Here is a 12,524-nt window from a genome sequence, read left to right as displayed (position 1 = left end):
AACCTTAAACTTTAAAAGAAAATAAGAGAAACAAAGAAAAAATGACAGAAGGGAATTTTGTAGACTACGTAAAAATTTATGTTTCTTCCGGAAAAGGAGGGAAAGGTTCTACGCATTTACATAGAGAAAAATTTATTGAAAAAGGTGGTCCAGATGGTGGTGACGGTGGACGTGGCGGACACGTATATTTAGTAGGAAACAAAGGTCTTTGGACCTTGTTTCACTTGAAATTTGCAAAACACGTGAAAGCCGGCCACGGTGGCGATGGAGGAAGTGCAAGAAGTACCGGTGCTGACGGAGAAGACAAATACATCGAAGTTCCATTAGGGACCGTTGTTCGTGATAAAGAAACCAACGAAATTTTATTCGAAATCACAGAAGATGGCGAAAAAAGAATCGTGGCAAGAGGCGGAAAAGGTGGTTTAGGAAACTGGCACTTTAGAAGTTCTACGAATCAAACGCCTAGATATTCGCAACCCGGAATGCCAGCCAATGAAATTGATATGATTTTAGAGCTTAAAGTTTTGGCAGACGTTGGTTTGGTAGGTTTTCCAAATGCTGGAAAATCAACTTTGCTTTCTGTTTTGACTTCGGCAAAGCCAAAAATTGCAGATTATCCGTTTACGACCTTAAAACCAAATTTAGGGATTGTGGCTTATAGAGATTTTCAATCTTTCGTTATGGCTGACATTCCCGGAATCATTGAAGGCGCAGCTGAAGGAAAAGGCTTGGGCCATTATTTCTTGCGCCATATTGAAAGAAATTCGGTACTGCTTTTCTTGATTCCTGCAGATGCGGATGATATTAAAAAAGAGTATGAAATTCTTTTGGATGAATTGCGCCGTTATAATCCAGAGATTTTGGATAAAGAACGCTTCATCGTGATTTCAAAATCAGATATGCTGGACGAGGAATTACAAAAAGAAATGAAAGTGCAGTTAGACACTGAGTTTAAAGGATTAAAATACCATTTTATTTCATCGATTGCCAATCAAGGTTTGGTCGAATTAAAAGACAAGCTTTGGGAAATGCTGAATTCAGAAGAAAACCAATTATAAGAATTAAAAGCTGCTTTCGAGCAGCTTTTTTTATGGATTCTGACCAATAATAATTCCTTTTTCACGGAAATCTAAAATTAAAGTTAAAAGTCACGTCTTGTTATGCGTTTTTCTAGATTTCAGTTAATCGAAAATTTTAAAATTGTTATATTCGCAACGCTAAATTTTTTGTTGTAAACTGTAACATTTAATGGTCATCGACGTCCAATTCAGCAAAACTATAAACTATCTAAATTTCACTACATGAAAAAAATTATCTTATCCTTAATCATGGCGGTTATGCTTGTTCCTACAAGTGTGAAAGCTGACGAAGGAATGTGGTTCTTGATGTTCATTGAACGTTTGAACCACCGCGATATGCAAAAAATGGGTCTTCAGTTGACTTCTGAAGAAATTTACAGCATCAATAACTCAAGTATTAAAGATGCAATCGTTCAGTTTAACGGAGGTTGTACTGCAGAAATTATCTCAAACCAAGGTCTTGTGTTGACAAATCACCACTGTGGTTACGATGCTATCGCTGAAGTTTCTACGCCAGAAGCCAATTATTTAAGAGATGGTTTTTGGGCAAAAGACAAAAAAGCAGAAATTAAGCCAAATTCCCTGTATGTTCGTTTCTTCGTAAGAATGGATGACGTATCAAAAAGAATCTTAGGGAAATTAAATGCTTCAATGACCGAGGCAGAAAGAAACAAAGCAATTCAACAAGAAAGTGCTTTGATTGAAAAAGAGAACAACGAAAGTGGAAAATACACAGTTTCTGTTCGTCCTTTTTTCCAAGGAAATGAATTTTACTATTTCGTTTACCAAGATTTTAAAGACGTTCGTTTGGTGGGAACTCCTCCAGAAAGCGTTGGGAAATTTGGTGGAGACACTGACAACTGGGAATGGCCTCGTCACACAGGTGATTTCTCAATGTTTAGAGTTTACACGGATAAAGACGGAAATCCTGCAGAGTATTCAGAAAATAACATTCCGATGAAACCAAAACACCACTTGCCAATCAGCTTGAAAGGTGTTCAAGAAAATGATTTTGCAATGATTTTAGGATATCCAGGTAGAACAAACCGTTGGATGCCAGCTGGTGGAATTGAGCAAAACGTAAAATTTGCATATCCTGCGTGGGTTGAAGGTTCAAAAACGGGAATGGACGCGATGAAAGTTCACATGGACAAAAGTGACCAAGTGCGTTTAGATTATGCTTCAAAATATGCTTCTGTAGCAAATTACTGGAAAAACCGCCAAGGAATGATTGACGCTTTGACAAAATTCAAAACGGCAGCTACCAAAGCAAAAGCAGAAGCTGATTTTAACAAATGGGCTAACAAAGCTGAAAATAAAGCGAAATATGGAAATGTTGTAGCAACAATCAACAAGTTTTATGCTGCAACAAATGAAAAAGCGAGACACGATAATTACTTGACTTCAGTTTTAAGAAATAGTAACTTTGGAGCTGGACCTTCTAGTTTGGGTCAAGGTATTGAGTATTATATTGCTCAAAATGATGCGAAGAAAGCAGAAGTTTTGCCACAACTTCAAGAAGGAATTAATGAAACTTACAACGGACTTTATTTGCCTCTTGAAAGAGATGTTCTTATTGCAGAATTAAATCTTTACAACAAAAAAGCAGGATATCCAGTAGCTCCTTATGTGGCTGAATTGGCTAAAGCAAACGGTGGTGATTTTACTAAATTTGTAGATGACGCTTTTGCTTCCAGTATTTTTACTTCTAAAGAAAAAGTTTTGGCTTTCTTGAAAAATCCAAATGTAGATCAATTAAAAGAAGATAAATTATACCAACTTTCTTCTAGTTTGTTGACAACTTACAGAGCAAAATCAGAAGAATTGGTTAAATTGGATAACGATTATCAAACTTCTTTCCGTTTGTTAGTAGAAGGCTTGAGAGAATCAAAATTGAACAAAATTCAATATCCTGATGCCAATTCAACATTGCGTTTGAGCTATGGAAAAGTTCGTTCTTTGCCTGCTGACAAAAGAAACGATGCGAAAATCAATAACTATACTACGCTTCAAGGAACAATCAAAAAATACAAACCAAACGATCAAGAGTTTGATTTGCCAAAAAGATTGATTGAATTAAATGAGAAAAAAGATTTCGGACAATATGCTGACAAAGCAGGATACATGCCGGTAAATTTCTTGACTGACAATGATATTACAGGTGGAAACTCAGGTTCTCCAGTTTTAAACGGTAAAGGAGAATTAATCGGTTTGGCTTTTGACGGAAACATCGAAGCAATGGCTGGTGACGTAATCTTTGATCCAAAATTGCAAAGAACCATTAATGTTGATATTCGTTATGTGTTGTTCATCATCGACAAATATGCGGGTGCAAAACACATTATTGACGAAATGACTATCGTAAAATAATTTTAGATTAGTTATTAGTTCAAAATCATATTCTGAAAATCCGCTTTGGGAAACCAAAGCGGATTTTTTTTTGCGTTTTTTTAAATTAGTTTTTTAAACTCTATCAAATACAAGCCTAATTTTTATCTGAATTTAGTACTTTTGACAAAAGCAAGTACAAACCGTTTATGAGATTCTTCCAACTTTTATTTTTCTTTTTTACAATTTCAATTTCAGCGCAAACGCAATTCGAAAAAGCGGAAAAGCTTTTTGATCAGGGAAATTATGGGAAAGCCAAAATTATCTTTGAGTCATTGGCTGTAAAGAATCCGAATGATCTGAAATCAGTAGAGTTTTTGGGAGATATTGAAAGTTATTACAAGAATTGGGACGATGCATTGGTGATTTACAATCGGTTGAAAACAAGTAAGCCTAGTGAAGCTGATTATTTTTATAAATACGGCGGTGCTTTGGGAATGAAAGCCAAAGAGAGTAATAAATTCAAAGCTTTGTCAATGATTGACGACGTGGAAGAATCCTTTGTGAAGGCTATAAAATTAAATACAAAACACATTGGAGCGCGTTGGGCTTTGATAGAATTGTATTTGCAATTACCGGCAATCGTTGGTGGAAGTGAGAAAAAAGCACAAAAATATGCTTCTGAATTATTGAGAATTTCTGAAGTGGACGGCTATCTTTCCAAAGGGCATATTGCCGAATATTTTAAAAGATATGGTGAAGCCGAAAAAAATTATAAAAAAGCAGTCCAAATAGGTGGTTCCAAGACAACCTATCAAAAATTAGCCGATTTATATAAAAACAAAATGAACCAGCCCGAAAAAGCGAAAGCTACGCTGGAAGAATTTACTGAAAAAAGAAAAACATAAATAGAAAGGTCGAAGATAGAAATTCACCATAAACGGGAGTCTGAAATCTAAGATCTAAAATCTTAAATCTATAAATGAGAACACATTTCATTGCCATTGGCGGTAGCGCGATGCACAATTTAGCGATTGCATTGCACAATAAAGGATATCATGTAACCGGAAGCGACGACGCAATTTTTGAGCCGTCAAAAACACGTTTAGAAAAAAAAGGACTGTTGCCTGATGAAATGGGTTGGTTTCCTGAGAAAATTACTTCTGATATTGAATCCATAATTCTTGGAATGCACGCCAAAGCAGATAATCCTGAATTGTTGAAAGCGCAAGAATTAGGACTAAAAATTTATTCCTATCCAGAGTTTTTATACGAGCAATCCAAAAATAAAACACGTGTAGTTATTGGCGGTTCGCACGGAAAAACCACAATTACTTCCATGATTTTGCACGTGATGCATTACCACAATATTAATGTGGATTATATGGTTGGCGCCCAATTGGAAGGCTTTGAGACGATGGTTCACTTGACTGAAGAAAATGATTTTATCGTTTTGGAAGGTGATGAATATTTGTCTTCTCCGATGGATCGCCGTCCGAAATTTCATTTGTACCAGCCAAATATTGCCTTGATTTCAGGTATCGCTTGGGATCATATCAACGTTTTTCCAACGTATGAAAATTATGTAGAGCAATTTGAGATTTTCATTCAAAAAATTACAAACGGAGGAATTTTGGTTTACAACGAAGACGATCCGGAAGTAAAAAGAGTAGCCGAAGCTTCAAGGAATCCAATACGAAGAATTCCTTATTCAACACCAAATTATTCTGTGGAAAACGGAACAACTTTGTTAGAAACGCCAGAAGGCGCGATGCCAATTGAAGTTTTCGGAGCGCACAATTTAAATAATCTGGCAGGGGCCAAATGGATCTGCCAAAACATGGGCGTTGACGAAGCTGATTTTTATGAAGCAATCGCCAGTTTTAAAGGCGCTTCAAAGCGTTTGGAAAAAATTGCTGAAAACAAAAATAATGTGGCTTATAAAGATTTTGCACATTCGCCGAGCAAAGTTGCCGCAACTACAAAAGCCGTGAAAGAACAATATCCAGACCGTCAATTGATAGCTTGTTTAGAATTGCATACCTATAGCAGTTTGAATGCAGAATTCTTGAAAGAATATGAAGGAGCGCTTGATAATGCTGACGTTGCCGTGGTTTTTTATTCTCCAGATGCGGTTAAAATTAAGCAGTTGGAAGAAGTAAGTTATGAGCAAATCGCAAAAGCTTTTAATCGCGAAGATTTGGTTATTTACACCAATCCGGCAGCTTTTAAAGAATATTTATATCACTTAAAATTTGATACCGAAAAAATTGCGTTGCTATTAATGAGCTCCGGAAATTATGGCGGATTGAATTTTGATGAAGTAAAAACATTATTCAATTAGATAATTCTTCCATTCGAAAATTAGATAATTTTTGCGGTTCGAGAGAATTGACTAATTATCTAATTTTCGAATTGACTGATTGAAATCGATAATGCCCTGTCATATCATATTTAAAAAGGCAATCTTCTAAAACTTGTCCGGCGCCGACATTGTGAACGATCAAATTTCGTTTTCCGTCTGCGGTTTTTTTATTGGTTACAATGCCAATGTGAGGCAGTTTTCCGTTGATCTTCCACGTGACCAAATCTCCTGTTTTAAAGTCAGAAGCTTTTTCTGAAACATCTAAACTTTGCCCGAAACGAGTAAAAAATACTTGTAAATTCGGAACTCTTCGATGATCAATATTCGTGTCTGGTTTTTTTAATCCCCAAATTTTTGGATATTTTGAAAAGTTGTTTTTCATATCTTCATGAACCTCTTTCTGCAAATCAATTCCTAATTTTCGATACGCACGAATCAAAACATCGGTGCAAACTCCTTTGTTTTTTGGTACATCTCCGTTGGGATATTTTATCGAAAAATACTTTCCGTCATATTCGACCTTGTCTTTTGTAAGCGAAATTGCGGCGTCAGAAAGTTTTTCATAAAATGTTTTTTCAACTTTTAGAGTAGAAATTCCGATAAAAAATAACAAGATGTAAATTGATTTCATACTTTAGTATTTGATATTCAAACGAATATAATTGTAAGAAAATTATAAACCAGTCAAAAAAATAATTGCCATATGGAAGAAAACACTCCTTTTTCGATAAAATATTGGGCCGAAGATGACAAGCCTCGGGAAAAATTAATGCTAAAAGGAAAAGCGGCTTTAAGCGACGCAGAACTGATTGCCATCTTAATTGGCTCGGGAAGCCGAAATGAAAGCGCTGTTGACTTAAGCAAAAGAATCCTTGCCAGTGTTGAGAACCTCAATGCTTTAGGCAAATTATCGCTCCAGCAGCTAACCACATTCAAAGGTATCGGCGAAGCAAAAGCCATTTCTATTATTGCAGCCATGGAATTAGGAAGGCGGCGCCGTTCAGAAGAAAGTGTCGAACTCACAAAAATATGTTCCAGCAAAACTGCTTTTGAAATTATGCAACCCCTTATCGGTGAATTGCCTCACGAAGAATTTTGGATTTTATATCTCAATAATTCCAATAAAGTGATTTATAAATACCAATTAAGCAAAGGCGGAATTACGGGAACGGTCGTTGATATTCGTTTGGTTTTTAAAGTAGCGTTGGAACAAAATGCTACCGCAATCATACTCGCCCACAACCATCCTTCTGGGACTTTGGTTCCGAGCGAAGCGGATAAACAAATTACAAAAAAGCTAAAAATGGCGGGCGATAATCTGGACATCAAGGTTTTGGATCATATAATCGTGACTGAAAAAGATTATTATAGTTTTATGGACAGCAATATTTTATGAATACAAAGATTATATTAGGATTTAAAATCGCGCCTCAGGAATTTTCCTTTTGATGAGTACATTTTTAAGTAATTTTTAAGTGGTTTCAAGGCATCTTTGATTAAATTGCGGGCTATAAATTACAGCGAGAAATCAGAATGATACATACAAAAGATATCACTTTTTCCTACTCTGAAAAAGTGAATTTTAGTTTTCCAGATATCCGGACAGAAAGTGGCGAGACGCTTTTAATTACAGGTGGTTCAGGGAAAGGAAAAACCACATTATTGCATTTGCTTGGCGGTTTGCTTCGTCCGAAAAGCGGTTCGGTTTCTATTGGAGAAACTTCCATTTCAAATTTATCTGAAAAACAATTAGACCAATTTAGAGGAAAAAATATCGGACTGGTTTTGCAGCAGTCCCATTTCGTGGAAGCTTTTTCAGTTTTAGAAAATGTAATTCTGGCCTCTTGGCTGGCAACAGGAAAAAAAGCAGAGGAAAAAGCAAAATCACTTTTGAAGCATTTGGATTTAGAAGACCAAATGCACAAACTGACTTCTCAGTTAAGTATCGGGCAACAGCAACGAGTATCAATTGCAAGAGCGCTGATCAATGAACCAAAATTGCTTTTGGCAGACGAACCCACATCAAGTTTAGATGATGAAAATGCTTTTAGAGTGGCCGATTTGCTGTCAAATTTATCAAAAGAATACAAAGCTTCGCTGGTGATTGTAACGCACGACCAAAGATTAAAAGACCGATTTTCTAACCAAATTTCTTTATAATGATTACAAAATTAGCTTGGAAAAACATTTGGTTTAAACCTTTGAATACGGTTTTAAGTGTCGTTTTATTGACCGCAAGTGTCGCCATAATTTCGCTGTTGATTTTATTGCAAGAACAATTTGAAAAACAATTCTCCAGCAATATTGACGGAGTTGATGTGGTTTTAGGCGCACAAGGAAGTCCGTTGCAATTGATACTTTCTTCGGTGTACCAAGTTGATGCGCCAACCGGAAATATCAGTTATGACGATGCAAAAGCGTGGATGAAACATCCGTTTGTGAAATCGGCAATTCCGTTGGCTTTTGGCGATAATTACCGCGGTTTTAAAATAGTGGGAACTACGCCAGAATATCTTGAAAAATTTGGAGCAAAGGTTCATTCGGGAAAAATTTTCGAAAAAAACCTTGATGTTGTGGTCGGAAGCGAAATTGCCAAAAAGCTGAATATAAAAGTTGGAGACAAATTTTTCGGTTCGCACGGCGATGCTGCTGAAGGCGAAGTCCACGAAGATTTTGAATATGTCGTTACAGGAATTGCCAGCGAAACTGGAAAAGTTGTGGATAATTTAATTCTGTGTACTATTCAAAGTGTTTGGTTAATGCACGATCACGAACATTCTGAAGCCGAAGAAAATCCGGCTCACGGAGAAGAAGGCCACGTTCATTTTGAAGGAGATGATCATGAACATCGCGACCACGATCATGAACATCACGATCATAAAGAAGAACCTGCGGCTGTTTCCGAAAGCGGTAAAGAGATAACGGCTGTTTTAATAAAATTTAAAAGCAAAATGGGTTTTGTGACTTGGCCCAGATTAGTTGCGCAAAACACAAAAATGCAAGCCGCTTCGCCAGCCGTTGAAATTAACAGGCTGTTTTCTTTATTCGGAATTGGTTTGGAAGCCTTGCAATATCTGGCTTACGGAATTATGCTGATTTCTGGTATCAGTATTTTTATTGCTTTATACAATACTTTGAAAGAGCGTAAATATGAATTTGCATTGCTTCGTGTTTCAGGAGCAAGCCGTTTGCAATTATTAGGTTTAGTGCTTTTTGAAAGCATTTTACTTTGCGTAACAGGTTTTATTCTTGGCACTGTTGTTGGAAGAATAGCCTTGTTTTTAATTTCTTCTACAACAGATGAGCAATATAAAATGACTTTTAATCCGTTCGCTTTTGTGTGGGAGAAAGAGGGAATTTTATTTATAGTTACTATCTTTGTAGGAATACTGGCAGCGCTGATTCCTGCCATAAAAGCTTATCGATTAAACATTTCAAAAACTTTAGCTAATGCGTAAATTATATTATTTTTTAGGAGGAATTTTTGTTCTTTTTTTGGCATTGAACACTACTGATTTTTCAAAAAAAGAAACTTCCGTGCAGAAAATGCAAACAGCAGGATTTGTTCCTGATTTTAAAAATAGTTTTTTAGGAGAAAAAAAATCTTTTGTTGCTACAGATACTTTAAACTGGAAGCTTCTCGGGATGATAAAATTCGTAAAAAAGCAACATAAAGATTATCCGGAAGGAGTAATGTTTCCGGTCATAAATTCAACTTTAAAGGCAAAAAATAAAAAACGAATTGCCATGTCAGGATTTATTGTTCCAATTGACAACACTACGTATGCGTTGAGCAAGAATGTTTTTGCATCATGTTTTTTCTGTGGACAAGCCGGTCCAGAAACCATTATGGGTATCAAGTTTAAAGGTGCAACGCCAAAGTTAAAGACGGACCAATATGTGACTTTAGAAGGAAATTTCAGGGTCAATGAAAATGATATAGAAGACTGGATTTATCACATAGATGATGCCATAATAGTTAAAGGAAAATAACTTTGGAGACAACAATTTCAGACATCTTTTTTGACTTGGACCATACGCTTTGGGATTTTGAAAAAAATTCAGCAATGGCTTTTGAAACCATTTTAAAAAAACACGGAATCCCGGTTGATATTGCACATTTTGTTGCGTTATATGTTCCGATAAATTCAAAATATTGGAAATTATATCAAGATGATCAAGTGACCCAAGAACAACTTCGTTATGGAAGATTAAAAGATGTTTTTGACTCGATAGGATATGAAATTAGTGACGATGTGATTCATTTGCTGGCGGAAGAATACATTCATTATTTGCCACAGTACAATCACCTTTTTGAAGGTACAATTGAGCTTTTGGACTATTTAAAGCCAAAATATAAATTGCATATCATTACCAACGGTTTCAATCAAATTCAATTCAATAAATTGAAAAATTCTAATATTGACCATTATTTTGAAACGGTAACTAATTCAGAAAATGCTGGTTTTAAAAAGCCAAATCCGCAAATATTTCATTACGCTTTAGAAATTTCAAATTCAAAAAGAGAAACCAGTGTAATGATTGGAGATAATATTGAAGCTGATATTGAAGGCGCATTAAACGTTGGGATTGATGCCATTATGTTTAATGAACACAATATTGAAGTAGCTGAAAATATTAAGCAAGTGAATACTTTACTAGCTTTAAAAAATTACTTGTAATTCTTATAAATTAAAAATGAAAAAATACCTATTAAGCCTTTTTCTTCTCGTATCAATAGCTGCTTCAGCACAAAAAACATTGAATGATTACAAGTATGTGATCGTTCCTTTGAAGTATGAATTTTTTAAAGAAGAAAACAAATACAGATTAAATACGATTACAAAATTCAATTTGACTAAAATGGGTTTTGAACCTTTTTATGAAAATGAAAATCTTCCATCTGAAGCCAATGACCGTTGTAATAGATTGTTTGTGAATGTAGAAAGTGATGGCAGTTTTTTAGCCACAAAATTGACGGTTGTTTTTAGAGATTGTGATAATAAAGTGGTTTACACGAGTGAGCCTGGAAAAAGCAAAAGCAAAGAATATAAAATTTCTTATCCAGAAGCTTTGAATAATGCATTTGAGAATCTTTACAGCTTCGGTTATGCATATAACGGAACAATAGCTTCTTCAAAACCCATAACTAATGAGCCCAAAAAATCAGAAGCACCAGTTTCATCTGCACAAATTGATGAAACCAAAGACTATCTTTTTGCACAGCCCATTATCAATGGATTTCAGTTAATTGATAAAACGCCGAAAATAGTTTACAAGATTTATAAAACATCACAACCCGATTATTTTACCGTTCAAGGTGATGGAATTGTAGGTGCTTTGTTAAAGAAAAATGGCGAATGGATTTTAGAATATTATAAAGATGACAAGCCAGTTTCAGAAAAACTGCTAATCAAATTTTAATACCCATATTTATCTTTCCAGCGATTTTTCAAGAATTCTCTTGTAGAAGCTTCTCTCGAATTATTTCCTGGAACATAAAAAGCTGTACTTTTAATTTCGTCGGGTAAAAACTCTTGCTCGGCGAAATTATTAGAATAATCGTGCGAATATTTATAATCCTCGCCATATCCCAATTCCTTCATTAATTTTGTCGGCGCATTTCTCAAATGTATCGGAACCGGCAAATCTCCAGTCTGTTTGACCACTTGTTGCGCTTTTCCAATGGCCAAATAACTCGCATTGCTTTTTGGCGAAGTAGCCAAATAAACCGCACATTGGCTCAAAATAATTCGACTTTCCGGATAGCCAATTGTTGAAACTGCCTGAAAGGTATTATTTGCCATAATGAAAGCCGTTGGGTTTGCATTTCCAATATCTTCACTTGACAAAATCAACATTCTTCTAGCAATAAATTTCACATCTTCACCACCTTCAATCATTCTTGCCAGCCAATAAACTGCTCCGTTTGGGTCGCTTCCGCGGATCGATTTGATAAAAGCAGAAACAATATCATAATGCTGTTCACCCGTTTTGTCATATAAAACCGTGTTTTGTTGCACCAGTTTTAAAACCGAATCGTTCGTAATTATAATATTTTCATCGTTCGAAGCATTCACGACCAAGTCAAAAATATTCAGCAATTTTCTTCCGTCACCACCCGAAAGTCTTAGCAAGGCCTCCGTTTCTTTCAGTTCAATATTTTTTTGTTTCAAGAAAATATCGGTTTTCATTGCTCTTTCCAACAGCGATTCTAAGTCTGATTTTGAAAAAGCATTCAAAATATAAACCTGACAACGCGACAGTAAAGCGGGAATCACCTCAAAACTTGGATTTTCGGTCGTCGCGCCAATCAGCGTCACCCAGCCTTTTTCTACCGCCGCCAATAAGGAATCTTGTTGCGACTTGCTAAAACGGTGAATCTCATCAATGAACAAAATTGGGTTTTTAGCCGTAAAAAGACCGCCACTTTGCTTGGCTTTTTCAATCACGTCGCGCACATCCTTCACGCCAGAATTGATTGCGCTCAAGATATAAAACGGTCGCTTTGACTCTTGCGCGATGATTTGCGCCAACGTCGTTTTTCCCGTTCCTGGCGGTCCCCACAAAATCAACGACGGAATCAATCCTTTCGAAATTTGCTGTGTCAATGAGCCCTGAGGTCCCACCAATTGTGGTTGTCCCAAATAATCTTCCAGTGATTGCGGTCTGATGCGTTCTGCTAAAGGTGCTTCCATGTTGCAAAATTACGGATTTTGATTCGCTCTTTTTTATATTTTGAAACAGAAACG

The 12,524-nt window shown here is 36.0% G+C and carries 12 protein-coding genes; 10 read left to right on the top strand and 2 right to left on the bottom strand.

Features of this window, described 5'->3' with window-relative positions; genetic code table 11:
• Positions 1 to 41: 41 nt before the first annotated feature.
• The 4 genes from obgE (at position 42) to EG849_RS02085 (ending at position 5,751) form a co-directional block, all read left to right on the top strand.
• Positions 42 to 1,058, top strand: coding sequence for a GTPase ObgE (gene obgE / locus EG849_RS02100; protein WP_125011432.1), 1,017 nt, complete (start codon positions 42 to 44; stop codon positions 1,056 to 1,058).
• A 243-nt stretch (positions 1,059 to 1,301) separates the two neighbouring features.
• Positions 1,302 to 3,449, top strand: coding sequence for a S46 family peptidase (locus EG849_RS02095; protein ID WP_125011431.1), 2,148 nt, complete (start codon positions 1,302 to 1,304; stop codon positions 3,447 to 3,449).
• A 167-nt stretch (positions 3,450 to 3,616) separates the two neighbouring features.
• Complete coding sequence (locus tag EG849_RS02090; RefSeq protein WP_125011430.1) at positions 3,617 to 4,315, top strand: tetratricopeptide repeat protein; 699 nt, start codon at positions 3,617 to 3,619, stop codon at positions 4,313 to 4,315.
• 74 nt (positions 4,316 to 4,389) lie between these two features.
• On the top strand, positions 4,390 to 5,751 hold the full coding sequence (locus EG849_RS02085; RefSeq protein WP_125011429.1) for a UDP-N-acetylmuramate--L-alanine ligase: 1,362 nt from the start codon (positions 4,390 to 4,392) through the stop codon (positions 5,749 to 5,751).
• Between the two features lie 55 nt (positions 5,752 to 5,806).
• Here the strand turns inward: EG849_RS02085 and EG849_RS02080 are convergent, their stop codons facing one another.
• Entirely contained in the window at positions 5,807 to 6,403 is a 597-nt protein-coding gene (locus EG849_RS02080) for a DUF1287 domain-containing protein (protein WP_125011428.1), read from the bottom strand.
• A 72-nt stretch (positions 6,404 to 6,475) separates the two neighbouring features.
• Between EG849_RS02080 and radC the strand changes: the two genes are divergently transcribed.
• From radC to EG849_RS02050, 6 genes are all read left to right on the top strand, one after another.
• On the top strand, positions 6,476 to 7,168 hold the full coding sequence (gene radC / locus EG849_RS02075) for a RadC family protein (protein ID WP_125011427.1): 693 nt from the start codon (positions 6,476 to 6,478) through the stop codon (positions 7,166 to 7,168).
• Between the two features lie 137 nt (positions 7,169 to 7,305).
• A complete protein-coding gene (locus EG849_RS02070) occupies positions 7,306 to 7,932 on the top strand; it encodes an ABC transporter ATP-binding protein (protein ID WP_125011426.1) in 627 nt (208 codons plus the stop codon).
• Complete coding sequence (locus EG849_RS02065; protein WP_125011425.1) at positions 7,932 to 9,230, top strand: ABC transporter permease; 1,299 nt, start codon at positions 7,932 to 7,934, stop codon at positions 9,228 to 9,230. The genes EG849_RS02070 and EG849_RS02065 overlap by 1 nt, the downstream gene beginning before the upstream one ends.
• Positions 9,223 to 9,765, top strand: coding sequence for a hypothetical protein (locus EG849_RS02060; protein ID WP_233581737.1), 543 nt, complete (start codon positions 9,223 to 9,225; stop codon positions 9,763 to 9,765). Before EG849_RS02065 ends, EG849_RS02060 begins: the two co-directional genes overlap by 8 nt.
• Positions 9,766 to 9,767: 2 nt before the next feature.
• Entirely contained in the window at positions 9,768 to 10,454 is a 687-nt protein-coding gene (locus EG849_RS02055) for a YjjG family noncanonical pyrimidine nucleotidase (RefSeq protein ID WP_125011424.1), read from the top strand.
• 16 nt (positions 10,455 to 10,470) lie between these two features.
• A complete protein-coding gene (locus tag EG849_RS02050; protein WP_125011423.1) occupies positions 10,471 to 11,196 on the top strand; it encodes a hypothetical protein in 726 nt (241 codons plus the stop codon).
• Here EG849_RS02050 and EG849_RS02045 read toward each other — a convergent pair.
• On the bottom strand, positions 11,193 to 12,470 hold the full coding sequence (locus EG849_RS02045; RefSeq protein ID WP_125011422.1) for a replication-associated recombination protein A: 1,278 nt from the start codon (positions 12,468 to 12,470) through the stop codon (positions 11,193 to 11,195). The two genes, EG849_RS02050 and EG849_RS02045, sit on opposite strands and share 4 nt — an antisense overlap.
• Positions 12,471 to 12,524 lie beyond the last annotated feature (54 nt).

Origin of the sequence: Flavobacterium macacae (assembly GCF_003865365.1) — a bacterium.
GTDB classification, from domain to species: domain Bacteria; phylum Bacteroidota; class Bacteroidia; order Flavobacteriales; family Flavobacteriaceae; genus Flavobacterium; species Flavobacterium macacae.
This window is presented reverse-complemented; position numbering and strand designations above follow the sequence as displayed.

Coding starts and splice junctions, on each gene's coding strand:
- EG849_RS02050 (WP_125011423.1), top strand. CDS start 10,471: ATGAAAAAATACCTATTAAGCCTTTTTCTTCTCGTATCAATAGCTGCT.
- EG849_RS02085 (WP_125011429.1), top strand. CDS start 4,390: ATGAGAACACATTTCATTGCCATTGGCGGTAGCGCGATGCACAATTTA.
- radC (WP_125011427.1), top strand. CDS start 6,476: ATGGAAGAAAACACTCCTTTTTCGATAAAATATTGGGCCGAAGATGAC.
- EG849_RS02065 (WP_125011425.1), top strand. CDS start 7,932: ATGATTACAAAATTAGCTTGGAAAAACATTTGGTTTAAACCTTTGAAT.
- obgE (WP_125011432.1), top strand. CDS start 42: ATGACAGAAGGGAATTTTGTAGACTACGTAAAAATTTATGTTTCTTCC.
- EG849_RS02090 (WP_125011430.1), top strand. CDS start 3,617: ATGAGATTCTTCCAACTTTTATTTTTCTTTTTTACAATTTCAATTTCA.
- EG849_RS02060 (WP_233581737.1), top strand. CDS start 9,223: ATGCGTAAATTATATTATTTTTTAGGAGGAATTTTTGTTCTTTTTTTG.
- EG849_RS02045 (WP_125011422.1), bottom strand. CDS start 12,470: ATGGAAGCACCTTTAGCAGAACGCATCAGACCGCAATCACTGGAAGAT.
- EG849_RS02095 (WP_125011431.1), top strand. CDS start 1,302: ATGAAAAAAATTATCTTATCCTTAATCATGGCGGTTATGCTTGTTCCT.
- EG849_RS02070 (WP_125011426.1), top strand. CDS start 7,306: ATGATACATACAAAAGATATCACTTTTTCCTACTCTGAAAAAGTGAAT.
- EG849_RS02080 (WP_125011428.1), bottom strand. CDS start 6,403: ATGAAATCAATTTACATCTTGTTATTTTTTATCGGAATTTCTACTCTA.